Here is a 16,608-nt window from a genome sequence, read left to right on the forward strand (position 1 = left end):
TAATCCTCCTTTCCAACCATTAATAGAACTCTTAACGACTCCTGTTCACGATATAGTTCATTAAATGTTTTAAAAACGCAGGCTGACTCGGGATGTGTTGCCATGCTTCGATCGCAAGGCAGTAATTCTCCCACATATCTTTTCGTGCCCCTTCCAGACCTAAAACGGACACAAAGGTTGAACTGTCATTTTCATCATCTTTTCCAATCGGCTTGCCCATCAAGTCCATTTCGCCTTCCACATCCAACAGATCATCCTTAATTTGAAACGCAATGCCTGCGTGATAAGCGAATCTTTTTAAAGCCATCATTTCAGTTTCATTTGCCTTAGCAAGGATCGCTGGCATAATGAGTGATGCTTCAAAGGCAATACTTGTTTTATAAGCACATAACAGATTCAAATGTTGCAGTGTTAATGTTTTTCCTTTCGAGTCCAAATCCATTGCCTGACCTTCGCACATAAGCTCTGTCTTTTTTGCTGAATAATGAATCAGTCTTAAAACCGCGTCGGGATCGAACCGGTTCAGAGAAGCTTGCTCCTCGATCGCCTTCTGTGTTAAAAATAAACCCGTTAATTCTGCAACTGCAATTGTTTTTGCTTTGTGGAGAGTCGGCCTGCCTCTGCGTATGTGAGAATTATCCTGTGATGGCAAATCATCAAAAATTAGGGAGGCGGTATGCATATACTCCAATGATTTCAGTAAAGGCTCTATCGCCCTTTGTTCCAATCCATATTCATTCACTCCCATTACCCATGTTATGATGGGTCGGAGCCGCTTTCCGCCTGCCTCCAGACAATAGTTCGCTGCTTCAATCATCTGATTTTTCATGATGGATCCATTATCATCTAAAGGAATCCGTAAGAGGCTGTTAATTTTGTCGCGGACATGGTCAACAGTATCTAAAAATTCCTGCTGCTCTTTTCGTTCATTTTTCAACATGAAAATCATGTGGTCTCGAAGCAGCTTGTCAAAAAAGTCTACATCACCTGCTTTTCGGACCATTTTTTGCAAGAGACGTTGAAAGGATGGGTTTCCGAACGAAAAAAGCTCCATTACCTCATGATATTTTTGGGTTCCTATTCTTTTTTTAAAACGTTTCAGGCCATTAATGGCCCGATTAAGGATGACTTCTCTCGTCTTGGGGTCTGAGTGATACACATCGTGGATCAAGTTTGCAATCACGGCCCAATATAATTCAAACGGGTTAATAAGATCTGGACGCTGATTATGATGTTTTAAATAATACGTATATGGAGTAACAGCACCATCTTTGAGATCGTCGAACATATCGGCAAAATCATCAGCCAATTGGTTATATAAGCCGTAAAAGAAAGTACGTGACTCAAAACCTTCATCCTCGGCTGGTTCGATGACCGAACGTGCGATTAACCTGGAAGAAGAGGATTTTAAAATAATCGGAATATATAAATCTTCATTTCTATAATGACGATTGGCAAGATTTTTAATCCGATCCACTTCCTGTGAATGAAAAAAGACATAGGCTTGTTCAAAAAATTTGCTGCTCGTCTCGTGTGGCTGCTGGGCTTTAATATACGTAAAAGCTGATTCAAGCTCTGATTGAATATATTGCATAAAGTTTGCGTTTTTTCCCATCCAATTTCTCTGCTTTGGTACAGATCCTGTAATAAGGGTGGTCCGAATCATATCAGAATATTGTTGTTTCTCTTGAGAGGATAAGATATTAGCATCTAGGAGATCATCAATGAAGGGATAGGTTAACCCATAGGAATAGCCGAGTCTTATCGCCTGATCCAATTTTTGCCTGCGTTCTTCAGGCGGCAAATCCTCATTCATATCAACCAAAGCGTGCATCATCACACCCGCTATAATTTTGATCAGTTTGCGCTGAGCATGTTCCGCTTCCAAACCCTTCGGTATATTCTTAGATACTGTTCTTAATTTATCAAACAACCAGATGATGGCAGATTCAATCTTTTCTTTCTGAGCCCAGCGGTACATCGCAGCCATGTTTAGGTCATTCTTCTTCTCAGAAGAATCCAGCTTGGTTATATAATTTTTCAAGCTGCCAATTGTCCTTTGAAGCTTCGATATTGTATCTGGATCATCTAAGGTTTTGCCAAGATCCCGAAGGAAAAGATAGGAAATACTGCGTTCCAGATAAGGATCAAGTTTTCCTGTGTACTTCAACCATTGGAGATAATGTTGATATCCTTCCGCTTCTGATTTTTTCTTACGGAGAGAAATGCTTGGCAAATGATGAATATGCTGTTGCTTCCAAACTTGAAAATCATTTGTTAAAACAGAAACATAAGTTTTATTGGATACCTGTTCGAAAAGGGTTTGAAAATATTGTGCAGCCTTCTGCTCCGCCAGCTGATAGCATGCATCCGCATTTTTTATTAACTCCTCATTCATACTATCCAACCTCTACAATTTACTATATGAAAACTGCACAGAAATATAGTTATATATAATCCTAATTGAATATGATTATAACCATATCGGCAAAGTTCAAGTAAAAATAAAAAGCTACTCTAAAAGAGCAGCTTACTTTCCTTTGGAAACGGCATGTTCGATTAAAGTGGAAATCAACGGTTCCACATCAGCCTCCGTTTTGTTTAAGAGCTGGATAAATGAGGAACCTTGAGATTTGACGGCAGCCATTGCGTCTTTTTTTACTTGTTCGGCAAATTCCGGTGACCACGCTTGTTTTGCTTTAATATCTGTTACGATCCTTTGATTAAAATCTGCGACAACTGAATCTGCAATTTTGGCTAACCCATCGATGGCATTGCTAGCAACCGCTGCCGTTTTTTCCTGAGTATGAGCATGAATAAAATTCTTTATTTTCGGCGTAATGACGGCAATCCCTGCTGTTGCCGCTGTATATAATAAACCGCTTAAAGCTTCAACAAATTGAGATTCTAATGACATGATCATCCCTCCTTGTACTTTATATGTATGTTTAAATGGGTACACTTGTTCAAATAATTTTAAGAATACGAGGGTGATAGAAATATCGTAAAAAGAAGGATTGTCTGGTTTTGACAAAGAATAACAATAAAGGAATCCGAACAGGGGGAAATGAAATGGTAACGACAAAAGAATTGTTAGAGATAAAAAGTCTTCAAGAAATTTGCGAAAAAGGTGGAGGTTTTGAGCTGAAGCTGAATCACGATATGCTGGAAAACCGGTCTTGGAAATGTAAAGAGGATTTCTTCCAATATGAAAACGGACAGCTTGTCGGGTTTTTAGGCAGCTATACTTTCGGTAATAAAGTTGAGCTTTGCGGCATGGTACATCCGGATTATCGAAGAAGAGGCATTTTTTCGCGTTTGCTGAAACAGGGCCTGGATTTGGCAAAACAGCAAGGTGCCACAACCATTTTGCTAAATGCTCCTACCGACTCCAATTCTGCCAAGGAATTCTTAAAAACCGTTCCATGTACCTTTAAGATCGCAGAATATCAAATGAAATGGCAAGAAGCCGAGTTGGTGGAGGACCCTTCAATTACCTTAAGAACAGCCGTTTCTGAGGAGGATTGGGAGGCGCAAATACAACTTGAAGTTCTTTGCTTTGGATTTCTAGAGAAGGAAGCGCGGGAATATAACCAAAGAACTCGGTATAGAACCCATGATCAACATTTCATTATTGAAGCAGCTGGAAAAACAGCTGGAAAAATGCGTGTTTCCGAAAAGGATGGTGAAGCGTGGATTTACGGATTTGCCATTTATCCTGAACTTCAAGGCAAAGGTATTGGCAGAAAAGCACTCTCCAAAGCCGTATCATTGGAGCATCAAAAAGGCTTCTCTATTTTTCTTGAGGTAGAAGCCAAAAACGCTCATGCATTGCGGCTTTATGAATCGTGCGGGTTCAGAAGCTATCATTCCCAGGATTATTACCAATACATTGGTTAAGATTTAATCAAGCTGGACCGTTTTCATATAATAGTCCAGCCTTTTTCATGACTTTTAAAAAAGGATAGTCTCAGCATATAGCTATGCTGGGTCTATCCTTTTAGTTAATAATTGTTGCTCTAAAACCATTTTTACTGCTTCCTTAATTTCCTGATATCCTGTACAACGGCAAAGATTAGATTGCATCCATTCCTCTATAATATTATCATCTGCATTTGGAAATTTTTCAGCTAATCATGGCAGTTCAAAACAAATCCAGGTGTACAAAATCCACATTGGATTGCCCACTTCTCAATAAAAGCTTTTGGAATAGGAGAGTTCATTAAACCTTCAATTGTAGTAATAGGCTGATGGATGTTTTCAATTGGATATGATATGGAAAGATTTCTCCGGTTACGATCGCTCGAATACCAGGGACTTTCCATGCCTCATTGAGCTTAATTGATTTTATTCTTGCATGTGCCTGTTTACTGGTCACCAATTTGGTATGTAATTGACCATGAGAGAAAAAATCCCCTGTAAATCTAATTGCTCCCGTGGACTTATCCATAGCATCTATTCTTTGTTCGGGCTTTCCTACTGAGATATTTCCATTTTCCATCATGATAATGCCCCCAATTTTTCGTAAAAAATTAAAAGGATTAAAAGTTGTTTGTTTCATCATCCATTTTTATCCATACAAAAGTGTATTATTCAATCCCTTTAGTTTAATCCGTAAAATTGGGATTGTTCATTTTGAATAAAAATAATTACACAACAGACGATTTAATGAGATTTTTCAATTTTCGAGGATAAATCCGTATAAATGACTTTTTACCAATTATTTGATAAATCACTATAAACTAGTTAATATAAAAAAATAGGAGGATAAATAATGATGGATTTACAAATATTTTTTCAATGGCATAAACTATTACATTTTATATTACCAATGATCACCATTTTTGCGTTGCATAAACATTTTGGGCTATTTAAGGTCTGCTTTGTTTTATTGGCTGTTGGAGTTCTAAAGGAAATTTACGATACTATTGTCCAAACAGACCCGTTATGGATATCAGTAACAGATATGGTCTTTAATCTAGTCGGTATACTATTAGGAATAGTTATATTAAGTTTAAAAGATAAACTTTTTCGCTAGATTTGCTTTTATAGGTCAAATAGGACTTAATAGTAGCTGCATAGGTAATCAAAGGTTCCCAACCACCTCAAAACCAGCACCCCCTATACCTAATATGCAATATGAACCTAATATCATTTTGGTTTATTCCAACTCTTCAAAAATCTCGAATTCCAAATGATATATATCTTCATTAAGCACTTTTTAATGATAAATACTTTTAATAGTTTAATAAGAGTACTGAAAAAATCCGAAGCGATTTCAGTGCCTTCCTATTTAGGTAGGCGAGTTTTTAAGGAAAGCACGCTTTAGTAGATTTACATCGAGTTAACACTTTACTACATTAAACGAAAAAAACGCCAAAAAAAAGAGGATATAATCCTTCATAGATTTATCCCCTAAACATTTTGACTTCTTTTCCTTCACCTAATGGAAGGAGGAGAAATTACAGACCTAATTCGATATAGTAGAGTTTGTTGAAACAGTTGTTCCTGTAGTATCGGCAGTTCCTGACGTTCCTGTAGTATCGGTAGTTCCTGACGTTCCTGTTGTATCAGTAGTTCCAGATGTTCCAGTTGTATCAGTGGTTCCAGATGTTCCTGTTGTAACAGTAGTTCCTGACGTTCCTGTTGAACCATTAGTTGCAGATGAAGTTGATGAATTTTCAATAGCAGTTATTTGATTTTGCAATTGCGTTAGTTGTGATTGCAAAGAAGTCAATTTTGTTTGTAGAGCCGCATTTTCTGTTGCTACTTTGTTTGGAAGATTGGTGATTTTTGCTTGTAGTGCTGCCGTTTCATTATTGTATTCCTGAGTCAATGAACTGATTCTTTGATTAATAGCCGCAATTTTATTGTTTATGATAGTTTGCGAAGTTGAATTAGTTGTGTTAGCTAGTTGTGTTTGTAAATTCGTCAACTTAGCATTTAAGTCCTTGCTTCGATTTTGGTAAGCAGTGGTTAATTTCGCAATCTGTGAGTTTAATTTATTCGTTTCCCTTTGAACTAGGTTACCCAATGAAGCAATTTGATTGTTTATTTCAGTGATTTGGTTTTGTGTTTTTGTTATTTGCGATTGCAACTTTGCAATTTGTTGTTGCTGCTGAGCAGGGAGCTGCGCGGCTTGTTGCTGTTCATTTTGCAAAGTCGTTAATTGTGATTGTAACGTTGTCAGTTCATTTTGAAGCTCTTGTGTTTTCGTTGCTACTTCAATTGGAAGATTGGCAATTTTTGTTTGCAATGCTGTTTGTTTGTTGTTATATTCTTGAGTTAATAAACTGATTCTTTGATTAAGAACGGAAATTTTCTTATTGATGTTTGCTTGTTTAATCGGATCCGTAGTACTGGCGAGTTGCGTTTGTAAATTCGTTAACTGTGTATTTAAGCCCGTGCTTTGATAGTTATAAAACGTGGTTAGATTTGTTAATTCCGTATTTAGCTCATTGGTTTCTGATTGAGCCAACGTACTTAAAAAAGCAATTTGATTGGTCACTTCTTCGATTTGATTTTGTACTTTGTTGATTTGGGCTTGAAGGCTGTTACTAATATGTTTTACTCGATAGTTTGTTAAACTAGAAGCTTTTAAAACTACTGTGTTACTGTGGAATTTAATTTCTTTTGCAAACACACTTGGACTTACCGCAAAAATAGATGATACGATTACTCCTGTTGCTAAAACTCCTTTAAAACCTTTAGATAATGTCATTTTACCACTCCTCATAGTTGTAAATAATCTAGGATATTTGTTGACATTTTGAATCTATTATTTGACTTATTTCGACAAAATTATAACTCACGAATATTAAAAGAATATTAATTTTTAGATAATTTTATTTAAAATTATATTCAACAATTTGCCCCTATACAAAAGGAAAGAGCGCAATTCTGTTGAAGAATCGCGCCCTTGAATAGAATAACTAAAATATGCATAAATCCTAATATCACTGATTTTTCTTCCACTAATGCACTCGTAAGAACTACAACAATTTAGTCATTGTGTAAAATAACTTAATAATCCATCAAAAGAATTGATCTCAGCATATGGATTTATTTTGGTATCATTTTTGATGTTATGAGGATTGAACCATATACCCTTTATATTTGCTTCAAACGCTCAATGAAAGACCATTGATGTTGGAATTAGAAATGTCCAAGGAGCAGTCAAAATCCCCATTGAAAGTCCAATCGACCAACGCACCCGACGCTCAAAGACGTATTTTTTTGAAACGGAAAAGTTTGCCCACCCTAATAAAAATCTACAAACAATTACGATAACTAAAAACCCAAGGTACGTGATAGGATCATTCCAAATTGTGTAGCTATTTTGCCCAGATCCTACCGTTAAAAGAAGAGCAATCATTCCAGCAAGGTCAACGAGTAAACCTATTGCCCACATTCTAGTTAAAAACCGTACCTTTCCCGTTTTATTGGGCTAACTAAAATATTTCTTGGCCATCATCTCTGCCGTACGAGTTGCCAAAGCTTGAGTTGTCAGAGTCGGATTGGGGCCGCCGATTCCATCATAGAGCACGCTGTTATCGGCAATATAGAGGCGCTTGACTTGAAGAGCTTCGCATTTCGTATCTGTTATGTACCCCATCCGCATCGTGCTCTCTAAGTGGATCAAAAAAGCTGCGGGAAAATATGTCCTGATAACTTTTTTGGCGCCCGCTTGCCTCAAAAGCTCTGCCGCCATTTTTGCAAGTTGATTACGTCTTTGTATGCTTTTTTTGCTAGGAGTGTAGTGAATGACTGGAATCGATCCGTTCTCATCTTGCAGAGTAGGATCGACCGAGATTCTGTTGCGGAAGAGCGCTTCATCATCAGTAAGAACCAGTATACTCAACGTATTACGGTAGTTTAGCATCAATTCTTTCAACGGTGCACCGACTACCCTACCGCGTATATCCCAGGATTCCCCTGGCATCGGCGGATTCATGAAATTGTAACCAGCTTCTGTTATTCCGTAGGTAAGTAAGGAGGATAAGCCAGGACTCATACCGGCTTGCTGGAAGGCTCCCAATCCAGGGACATCGATTCTCGCTGCGGACGTCGGTCCGACAAACTGATTGATTTCAGGAGTTCCAAGAATGCTGATCAGGTCTTTTTCGTTAAAAATGCCTGACACCCAGTCGAAATAATGGTTGGTCAACCCTCTTCCGACCCAGGAATTGTTGGGCAATTCCGAATTGAACCAAAGGCGTGGCGTTTCAATGCAACCAGCTGCCATAACGATGGCTTGGGCAGTAAGCTCACCAGTTTCTCCAGTCCAGGTATCCCGAAATTGTACGCCTATTGCCCGCAGCCCTTCTGTCGGATTGTGTTCCGTCAATATTCTGGTAGTAAATGAATTGGGTCGGATTGCTACGTTTCCAGTTTTAAGTGCCAGCGGGATATAGCTTACCAGAGTCGATCGTTTCGCTATTTTGTCCATCGAGGGGCCGTATGGACACCCGTTGACACAATGTCCGGCCAACGTGCAACCCTCCATACGGGATAATTGCTCCATGGAGTAGTTTGGATCTGTCAGATGTTTGTTAGGTGGAAGAATCGCATTAGGAGAAGGACGATACCCTGGCGTTACAACATCAAGGGTTGGTATAAGTGACCATCCAACCTTTTTGGCACCATAATAAAAAAGCTCTTCTTTCGAGGTCGTCGGCGCAAACTGTACCGGCAACGTGGCTTCAACTTTCTCGTAGTAGGGGATAAGCTCCCGATAGTCAATCGGCCAAATATTGTCGATTGCCGAAGGATATGCACGGGGACAATTCCCCCAGTAATGCTGGGTCGTCCCCCCAACACCTGAAACCTGCCAGATGTCACCAGCCTGCTTCATAACCCGATGCCACGGAGGGCGGCGACGATCCGCTGGTCCGAAGCGAAATCTTCCTGCCACCACATCGTTCATGTTATTTTCTAACCGATTGTATTGTTCCCTGAAAAGTTCCACATCAAGATCGGCCAGGCTGTTGCCCCACTCTCCCCCACGCATGCTGTTTGGGTTCGGCCACTTTTTATTTCCATACCAGGGACCTGCTTCAAGCACCAATACTTTTAGACCTATTTCTCCAAGCTCTTTTGCCACAACCCCACCGCCGCCTCCCGCACCAATGACGATAACGTCAGCGTCATGCATCTGAAGGTCCCCCCTTGTTATGCTCCATTTGCAGTAAAAACCCGCGAAAATCTCGGTAACCCAGGGATACACCCGGATATCCGACCTGTTCCCAGCTAATCGGAAAATAATTCAATACTCGTTGATCGGGCGGCAGTAACCTCGTTGTACCGTATGCAGACCATTCCGAATAAAAGCCAAACATCGTTGCCCGATTCAAGTAATCTACGATAAATTTGACGAATCCGCCATTGTATTGATAAGGAGGAGGTAAAGCTCCGAGATCTGCCTGAAGCTGTTCCAAATTAGCCATCACCTGTAATCGGTCGACCGCCGAGAGAGCCGCAAATGGACAGCCTTGACTGATTGGGTAGTAGGGAAAATTTCGTTCCCAGCCTGAAGAAATGAATTGTGCCGCTCCCGCATTCAGCATCTTGGCAGTAGGAGCGGCTAATGGAAATACCGTGGGACTTATTCCAAAAGAAATCGCAATGAAATGATCCATTTCCCAGATCAAATACTCATGAAGGCACAACTCAACTGCTCCTACTGTTTGCTCTACTCCGAAAATGGAAAGCTCAGGTGTATTCGGAACGATCGCTTCGACAAGTGCCAAAAATGTTGCAACGGTATCCGGATCAACACTTGAGGCATATGCTTTTGTCGGATGCATATATGTTCGCCCCCTTTGGCAATGAGTATTTTGCCAGCATGTGTACCAACCTAGTTTGAATGTATTCGGCTGGGCTTGATTATATTCGACTAGGTATACTGTTTCAACATTTTACACAAAACAAACGCTCTGGAAACAAAATCGCTTCCAAACTCATTACTTCTGGAGCTCCAATGAGATAAGGTCTATCGTATCCCGACAAGCTAATAAATTGAGAAACACATCAGGTATATGTTCATATTGGAATCCAGCAGACAAGTTGACACAATTGACCCCATGTGAAGTATAAATCCTTGTTTTGTTGCTTCCTCCTCGAACACAGGTTACTTATTCTAATTAGTGCTGTAAATTTGGCCATAAAAACACCGCGGAAATGTTAGCTTAATTTTTTAGTCGCGAAATGTTACAAAGTCTCAAAACATACATAACCCCGTTCTGATTTTAAGACGGGGTTAAAAAGTTGTTTAATTTTTGATGTGAAATACTTCACTGCACTTAAAAATATAACAATAAAATCGTTTAAATCTAAGGTTTATCTTATTACATAATCTCGCCCGATTGTTGAATATCACTAAGTTTCTATTAGCTGGTTTTATGAAATAAAAGATTTAAATTTATTAAACAGTTTGTTCGTTCTACGACACAACAACTTTTTCTTAAGCTATGGCTTTGTTAAAGCTTAATGTTGACCTTTTACTTTAGGAAATCCACCAAATCCCTATTGAGGAATTATCACTTACATCCATGATAATTCTGTATCTGAAATAGGTACAACCTTTTTCATGCATGTTTCTGGAATTTCAAAAAGATGTGGATGGAAGAGGGCAGCTAGTAACTCAATTCCGTCTACCAATGTGGTACTTGGCCTTGTAAAGTAATCTGCATCTGCAAGATAGACTGCTTTGTTTTTTACTGCAGTCAATTCGCTCCACCCCGATTTACTTGTTAGCTGATCGATTTCCTGTATCGATCGTTCCACCTGAAAACCACAAGGTGCAATAACCAATACTTCTGGATCATATTGTTGTACTTTTTCCCAAGGTGTCACTACAGAGTAACCTGCAGGATTGGACAACATATCCACTCCACCCGCCAAAGAGATTTGGTCAGGAATCCAATGCCCACAATTATAAATGGGATCTAACCATTCCATAATCATCACTCTTTTTGGTTCTACTTGATGTTCACGAAGTTTGTCAGTAATTGCACGTACTCTCTTTTGTAAAGAAGCTAAGTAATCAAGTCCAATTTTTTCTTCGCCTAGCTCCTTTGCAATGGTTAGTGCATTCTGATATACATCCCGTAGCCTTCTCGGTATTAATGGCACCACTTTTGGTTGCTTTATAAGGGATCCAATGGCTCTTTGAACAACAGAGGTGCTAATTTGACATACGTCACATACATCCTGAGTAAACACAAGATCAGGTGCTATTTCTGATAATAATTCCATATCCACATAATATAAACTTTTTCCCATATTTGATGATTCTGTTACAAAAGTTTCAATTTCTGCACTTGAAAGATTACGTCCCTCGAGATGGGTACGAACCACTTTTGGTTTATCCGATGGACATTCAAATGTGACTCCATTCAGATATCTTTCTAGTCCCATTTCATAGATCATATTGGTAGCGGCGGGTAAAAACGAGCATACCTTCATTTAAATAGCCTCCTCAAGTTAAAGTCTATTAATATTTCATTTCAATTTTTATCCAATCAAACGTTCCTTCAGCAATTGATTTCTTAACTAATATTAAACGATTAGAGTTATAAATGCGAAAATTTTCACTATTCTATTATGTTCATTCCAAACACTCTGATTTTTCAACTAACCTGCGAGTGGATTTAAGTTCAACCCTAGAGAATCATCTGTATTTCAACATAAATATCTAGTTTTTTCAAAGGGAATTATTATTGTGATAGGTAAGCTTTTGAAGTTACTGCCCCAGCAAATTTAGATGAAATTTATTATCATATAAAATATCCAAAAGGAACCTCTATTTTTACGATTAAAATTAACCGATACTTCAAGTAAACTGCCATTTAACTGATTAAATACCAAGATAAATGGACTATTGATAACAGTCCATCGTTGTTCAATTCTTGCTCCCTATTCTTGAATAACGAGAGTATGAAATTTGAAAAGAACACTTTTCTAAAGCCACATATGTAAATCTTTGTTACTCTTACTCAATACATAATTCTGAAATATTCTTCCATCCATACGCAACATCCTCTACTACGGCTCTTCCAAACGTACTAGTCCTATGAATATATTCTTTTCCTCCCAAACGTTCATAAAAACCCAGTCCAGATTTATTCTGTTTCATTACCCAAACCATCATAGAATAAATACTTTTTTCTTTAAAATGCTTAGCAATAGTTGAAACAAGCTGCCTACCAACACCTAATCCTCTACTTTCCTGTAAGAGATAAAGCGAATATAGTTCTCCATAAAAATTATTCTCATCAATACTTTTACCTGATGCAAAGCCTATAATTTTCCCTTTATCATTAATTGCAACATAAATAAAAGGTTCATTTTCGTTATTTAAAAAATCAATCCATCTTTTTTCTGCATCTTCGTACGATAATTCGTCCAGATAATCGTCAGGTACTAGACCACGATAAGTAGTCCTCCAACTATCAACATAAACTCTTGATACGTACTTAATATCTTCTTTACTTGCTATTCTAATTTCCAAGTTAAATGCCTCCAATGCAAAACAGTAAAATAATGAAATTTATTATAACATTCTTTCTTCAACCTCCGTTTGCTCAATAAGTGTTATTCCATTTAATGGCCCGATTCAGTAAGAACGCTCTCTTATTCAAGAATAGAGTACTTTAACAGAGTAAAGAAAGTCATAATAATTTAGACATATAATACTCATTATAGGGTGTTCCATTAATTATAAGTGAATTTCTTTTGGTACCTTCAATTTCAAATCCACTTTTCTTATATAAAGCTATACCTGCTTCATTTTAGGTTACCACTGTAAGTTCTAATCGTGAAATATTTTGCCTTATTGCCCATTCTTCTAAAGATTGAAATAAAGTTGTTCCTATCCCTTGCCCTCTGTATTCTTTCAAAATACCAATTACAAGATAAGCAGAGTGCTTAGTTCTCTTAACACTTCCACCGATGGCAATCAAGTAGCCTACTAACTTTCCATCTTCTTACTCTGCAATAAAAATTGTAGAATTGCTTTGCTGTTCAATACGTTCTAATTGTTTACTTTGTTGTTCAGCTGTAGTTTTTCTTTCTCCAGATTCCATAAGCATAAAATTAGCTTCAGTTTCAACTTGCTTAATAAGATTAATAAAATTCTCTGCATCTTCAGGTTTAATCTCTCGAATTATCATAAAAACCCCTCTTTCTTACAACCCCACCCATTACTTAATTACAATTATTTCAAATTTCCTAACGTTACTCAATCTCATATTCTTTAACTGAAAAAAACACGCTCAATAAAGAACGTGCCCACCAAGAATTTTAAGTTCAATTATTCTGTTAGAAGTATTTGCTATAGAAATCGTGTCTCAGTTTTCCACTTTATTCAGCATATATTTTAGTTGTTTCACTCTTCTCATGACCAAGTAAGCTCTGGATAACTTCAAGAGGCGCTCCGTTATTGATCATGTGAGTCGCATAACTATGTTGTAGTTGATGTGGATGGATCCTTTTCTTAATTCCTGCACGACTTGAAATTCGCTTAATTATATATCTTATCAGGTCGATACTCATACGTCTTTTAGGACTTCTTTCGGTAATAAACAAGCATGGATCCTCATCGTCCCGTTCATCTAAATATCTTTTCAACCATAGGGAGCAACGAATATTGAAGTACACCTCTCTTTCCTTATCGCCTTTTCCATGAACAATAACGGAATTCGTAGAAAAGTTAATATCATCACGATTGAGTTTTACTACTTATCCAATTCGGCAACCGGTAGAATAAAAAAATTCAAATAATGCATTTTCCATGGAGGTATGGCACGCTTCCCGTAAATGCTCTATTTCGATCTCTGAAAGGAATTTTGGGATTCTTTTGCCCAGTTTTGGTTCCTTCAATTTAGCAGCTGGATTCTTTGTAATGAAGCCTTCATCATATGTCCATTTGAAAATTGATCGTATACAACGAACTCGATGCCCTAGACTAGACGGATTTAAATGCTCACCCGCCTCAATTAAGTAGCTTTTGAGTTTCTCTCTAGTAAATTCAGTCATATCAATATCGCCAAAGAATTTTAATAACAGGTTGTGTTGAAAGCAATAGGTTTTCAATGTTAGAGCTGAATATCCCTCGATTTTCTTATCAAGTTTATACTTCTCCCAAGTTTCAGATAATAACATTGCACTTTCACTCTCCTGATTATGAACCAATTAATCTTGATTCTATTATGCTCAAAAAGAGTAAATTTTATACAAGACTTATTCAACAATCTAAGAAAACTATTTTCAGTATAGTCTCATAGCCCTTGGTAGACATAATAATGACGCTTTCCTTGTTCTGGAAAAGCGCCCGATTGTTGAAGATCGTTATAGAAGTAAAGCACCCCGTTACTTTAATAAGCATTAGTTATTTCTTTTACTTTTCAAAAAAGGATTGGAAACCATACAAAAGAAATGCTTTGTAAAAGAAGAATAAGAAAAATTGGGAATAATAAACTCTATCATCAATTGAAAAAAAACTTTTAATAAGAAAAACATAGGGAGATTTTAGTCTTCCTATGTTTTCATTCATATTATTTATCTGTTTGTTTTTGCTTCTTTTTCAAATACTCCGCACGCATTTTTTCAAGTTGCTGCTTTTTATCAAATTTGGCAGGCGTCTGTTTTTCATGAAACTTTGTCACAGCTACCTGACCTTTGGAATCCAATTGATATTTTCCCACTTTGTTCACCTACTTTTCCTGTCTTTAAAGAGAATCTATTCAACAAATATAATATACCTTATTTTTCTGAAGTAAATGCTAATAACCATTACGTTTTCGATGATTTCAAATTTAGGTTCTGAGGGGAAGTTTTTTTTTGTAAAGTCTTTTTACTACTTGTTTTAAAAAAACTACATCCCCAATATTTTTCTCCAAAAAATCACCCCTTGTTATTAACTTTTCTACTTATATCTATCTTAATCCAAATATTAGCTTATTCAACTAACCTGCACGTTACTTTAAGTGAAATTTTTCACAATTTCTTCCTTCATTCCATTTTCCTTTAGACGTGATGTTCAACAATCTGGCCCTTAACCTAAAGAAAGAGAACAATTCTTGCTACAGAATTGCGCCCGGTTGCTGAAGATCTTAATAAATTAGAGGTGTTCAGAGGGCTCAATTTGAATAGAATTCAAATGTTTCATTCGGTTTATGACAGATAATACTTCATTAATTCTAGGTAATTCAAGCCATCTTTCGAAACCAGGAAAAAAGGAAGAAAATACAATATCCACTCCTTCTCTCTCCATATCTTCGAGCACTTTTTTGATCTTTTCATGAGGAAAGATGAGGCGCCCCTGATTATTTATAGCTATTTTTCGAATTAAAAAGGCAATAGCTGCAAGCTGGGCGTGTGATGTGATATTGTAAAGCCCTCTGATATCAATTTGTCCATCACCTATTATCATGTATCCCATGGTTGAAACCATCAGCTTTTCTGTACCACTTCCCTGTGGATAGCTCGAAAAGTGATCGGTGGTTATTTTTCTTTCTATCTCCCATTTTGTAATGGGGATACGTTCGCGTGGTTTGTCGTGTTCACATAATTTTTTTGCTTCCTGGGTTACGTTTTTTGGCACAAAATTTTCCATCAGGATGATTTGATCAGCTACGGATAAAAATTCACCGCTACCTCCAATAACAAGAACGGAAGATACACCAACAGCCTCATAAAGCTCCCTGACGCGTTCCGTAAAAGGTGTAATAGGTTCATGCTTGATTAATGAACGCATTTTGATATCTTGAATCATAAAGTTGGTCGCACTTCTATCTTCATCAATAAGAAGAAGCTTACACCCGAAGTTGATTGCCTCCATAATATTTGCGGCTTGAGATGTGGAACCTGAGGCGTAGTCAGTCGAAAACTGCTCAGCCGAACCATTGGGTATCCATTTTATGAAAGGCGTAATATTGATATTTTTTATGGAACGGCCTTCCTCTGCAGATATTTCCATTGCACTTTGATCTGTAATAACAAATTCTCGACCGTCGCCTATGATGTGATTGTAAATCCCCGAATTTAGTGCATCCAGCAATGTACTTTTACCCGAATAACCACCGCCGGTGATGACCGTTACACCATGTTTTATTCCCATTCCTCGCAAACCACAAATTTCAACTTCAACATCTTCCGGGGATGTAAAAGGCAAGGCACCCTCTAGTGGCCCGTTGTTGTCTTTATTTCTTGGCAAAATGCTGCCATTCCCAATAAACGCACAATAACCATTGGATTTTAGCCATTCGCGAATCATATTTTGTTTTTTTACTAATTCATAGGCAGCATTTAATTTGATGAGATCAAACTTGGCAATAAACTCCTCCACTTCTTTTGGAAGCATTTTGCAAAGCATGCGCATAGCTTTATTATTATCCTTGAATGGAAGTTGAACTGTAATCATTAAGCATAAATACCATTCTTCCGAGATGAGTTCGACATAGGATGCATTACGTTGCAACACCACATTTGTTGGACGAAAACAATAAAAAGCACCATTTTCTTTATCAGAACGTGAACGGTTATAAATCACTTCATTTAATGCCTCAATATGATCAATCCATTCTCTTAATGCAAAATCTGAGAAAA

13 protein-coding genes and 4 pseudogenes are annotated in these 16,608 nt (G+C 37.6%); 2 read left to right on the forward strand and 15 right to left on the reverse strand.

The features are described 5' to 3' along the window. Positions 1 to 31: 31 nt before the first annotated feature. Together HPT25_RS20340 and HPT25_RS20345 are read right to left on the reverse strand one after the other, a co-directional pair. Positions 32 to 2,398 (reverse strand): polyprenyl synthetase family protein, encoded by a 2,367-nt coding sequence (locus HPT25_RS20340; protein WP_173068438.1) that lies wholly within the window; start codon positions 2,396 to 2,398, stop codon positions 32 to 34. 132 nt (positions 2,399 to 2,530) lie between these two features. Then, positions 2,531 to 2,917 carry a hypothetical protein gene (locus HPT25_RS20345; RefSeq protein WP_173068440.1) on the reverse strand — a complete coding sequence of 129 codons (387 nt, stop codon included), beginning with the start codon at positions 2,915 to 2,917 and terminating at the stop codon, positions 2,531 to 2,533. Between the two features lie 155 nt (positions 2,918 to 3,072). Between HPT25_RS20345 and HPT25_RS20350 the strand changes: the two genes are divergently transcribed. Next, positions 3,073 to 3,900, forward strand: a complete 828-nt coding sequence (locus HPT25_RS20350; protein WP_173068442.1) for a GNAT family N-acetyltransferase — start codon at positions 3,073 to 3,075, stop codon at positions 3,898 to 3,900. Between the two features lie 81 nt (positions 3,901 to 3,981). Here the strand turns inward: HPT25_RS20350 and HPT25_RS20355 are convergent. Both HPT25_RS20355 and HPT25_RS20360 read right to left on the reverse strand, forming a co-directional pair. Beyond that, a pseudogene (locus tag HPT25_RS20355) lies at positions 3,982 to 4,244 on the reverse strand ((2Fe-2S)-binding protein); the annotation flags it as partial. After that, positions 4,223 to 4,564 carry a hypothetical protein gene (locus tag HPT25_RS20360; protein ID WP_312857310.1) on the reverse strand — a complete coding sequence of 114 codons (342 nt, stop codon included), beginning with the start codon at positions 4,562 to 4,564 and terminating at the stop codon, positions 4,223 to 4,225. The pseudogene HPT25_RS20355 and the gene HPT25_RS20360, both read right to left, overlap by 22 nt. Positions 4,565 to 4,774: 210 nt before the next feature. Between HPT25_RS20360 and HPT25_RS20365 the strand changes: the two genes are divergently transcribed. Next, positions 4,775 to 5,038, forward strand: coding sequence for a hypothetical protein (locus HPT25_RS20365; RefSeq protein WP_173068447.1), 264 nt, complete (start codon positions 4,775 to 4,777; stop codon positions 5,036 to 5,038). Positions 5,039 to 5,470: 432 nt separating this feature from the next. On the opposite strand, the gene HPT25_RS20370 is transcribed toward HPT25_RS20365, so the two are convergent. The 11 genes and pseudogenes from HPT25_RS20370 to HPT25_RS20415 all read right to left on the reverse strand — a co-directional run bounded on the left by HPT25_RS20370 (position 5,471) and on the right by HPT25_RS20415 (position 16,552). Continuing rightward, positions 5,471 to 6,721, reverse strand: coding sequence for a coiled-coil domain-containing protein (locus tag HPT25_RS20370; protein ID WP_173068450.1), 1,251 nt, complete (start codon positions 6,719 to 6,721; stop codon positions 5,471 to 5,473). A 285-nt stretch (positions 6,722 to 7,006) separates the two neighbouring features. After that, positions 7,007 to 7,120, reverse strand: a pseudogene (locus HPT25_RS20375) (HAD family hydrolase); the annotation flags it as partial. A 9-nt stretch (positions 7,121 to 7,129) separates the two neighbouring features. Then, complete coding sequence (locus HPT25_RS28450; protein WP_217269778.1) at positions 7,130 to 7,411, reverse strand: hypothetical protein; 282 nt, start codon at positions 7,409 to 7,411, stop codon at positions 7,130 to 7,132. Between the two features lie 36 nt (positions 7,412 to 7,447). Further along, positions 7,448 to 9,154: a GMC family oxidoreductase N-terminal domain-containing protein gene (locus HPT25_RS20380; protein ID WP_173068453.1), complete on the reverse strand. Its 1,707-nt coding sequence runs from the start codon at positions 9,152 to 9,154 to the stop codon at positions 7,448 to 7,450. After that, a complete protein-coding gene (locus tag HPT25_RS20385) occupies positions 9,147 to 9,806 on the reverse strand; it encodes a hypothetical protein (RefSeq protein ID WP_173068455.1) in 660 nt (219 codons plus the stop codon). The genes HPT25_RS20380 and HPT25_RS20385 overlap by 8 nt, the downstream gene beginning before the upstream one ends. 736 nt (positions 9,807 to 10,542) lie before the next feature. Next, positions 10,543 to 11,466 carry an ABC transporter substrate-binding protein gene (locus HPT25_RS20390; RefSeq protein WP_173068458.1) on the reverse strand — a complete coding sequence of 308 codons (924 nt, stop codon included), beginning with the start codon at positions 11,464 to 11,466 and terminating at the stop codon, positions 10,543 to 10,545. Positions 11,467 to 11,992: 526 nt separating this feature from the next. Further along, positions 11,993 to 12,511: a GNAT family N-acetyltransferase gene (locus HPT25_RS20395; protein ID WP_173068461.1), complete on the reverse strand. Its 519-nt coding sequence runs from the start codon at positions 12,509 to 12,511 to the stop codon at positions 11,993 to 11,995. A gap of 160 nt (positions 12,512 to 12,671) precedes the next feature. Then, positions 12,672 to 13,172, reverse strand: a pseudogene (locus HPT25_RS20400) (GNAT family N-acetyltransferase). A gap of 190 nt (positions 13,173 to 13,362) precedes the next feature. Then, positions 13,363 to 14,163, reverse strand: a pseudogene (locus HPT25_RS20405) (tyrosine-type recombinase/integrase). Between the two features lie 392 nt (positions 14,164 to 14,555). After that, positions 14,556 to 14,705 carry a hypothetical protein gene (locus HPT25_RS20410; protein WP_173068464.1) on the reverse strand — a complete coding sequence of 50 codons (150 nt, stop codon included), beginning with the start codon at positions 14,703 to 14,705 and terminating at the stop codon, positions 14,556 to 14,558. A gap of 416 nt (positions 14,706 to 15,121) precedes the next feature. Continuing rightward, positions 15,122 to 16,552 (reverse strand): P-loop domain-containing protein, encoded by a 1,431-nt coding sequence (locus HPT25_RS20415; protein WP_312857311.1) that lies wholly within the window; start codon positions 16,550 to 16,552, stop codon positions 15,122 to 15,124. Between the last annotated feature and the right edge of the window lie 56 nt (positions 16,553 to 16,608).

Origin of the sequence: Neobacillus endophyticus (assembly GCF_013248975.1) — a bacterium.
GTDB classification, from domain to species: Bacteria; Bacillota; Bacilli; order Bacillales; family Cytobacillaceae; genus Neobacillus; species Neobacillus endophyticus.

Coding starts and splice junctions, on each gene's coding strand:
- HPT25_RS20340 (WP_173068438.1), bottom strand. CDS start 2,398: ATGAATGAGGAGTTAATAAAAAATGCGGATGCATGCTATCAGCTGGCG.
- HPT25_RS20345 (WP_173068440.1), bottom strand. CDS start 2,917: ATGTCATTAGAATCTCAATTTGTTGAAGCTTTAAGCGGTTTATTATAT.
- HPT25_RS20350 (WP_173068442.1), top strand. CDS start 3,073: ATGGTAACGACAAAAGAATTGTTAGAGATAAAAAGTCTTCAAGAAATT.
- HPT25_RS20360 (WP_312857310.1), bottom strand. CDS start 4,564: ATGATGAAACAAACAACTTTTAATCCTTTTAATTTTTTACGAAAAATT.
- HPT25_RS20365 (WP_173068447.1), top strand. CDS start 4,775: ATGATGGATTTACAAATATTTTTTCAATGGCATAAACTATTACATTTT.
- HPT25_RS20370 (WP_173068450.1), bottom strand. CDS start 6,721: ATGACATTATCTAAAGGTTTTAAAGGAGTTTTAGCAACAGGAGTAATC.
- HPT25_RS28450 (WP_217269778.1), bottom strand. CDS start 7,411: ATGTGGGCAATAGGTTTACTCGTTGACCTTGCTGGAATGATTGCTCTT.
- HPT25_RS20380 (WP_173068453.1), bottom strand. CDS start 9,154: ATGCATGACGCTGACGTTATCGTCATTGGTGCGGGAGGCGGCGGTGGG.
- HPT25_RS20385 (WP_173068455.1), bottom strand. CDS start 9,806: ATGCATCCGACAAAAGCATATGCCTCAAGTGTTGATCCGGATACCGTT.
- HPT25_RS20390 (WP_173068458.1), bottom strand. CDS start 11,466: ATGAAGGTATGCTCGTTTTTACCCGCCGCTACCAATATGATCTATGAA.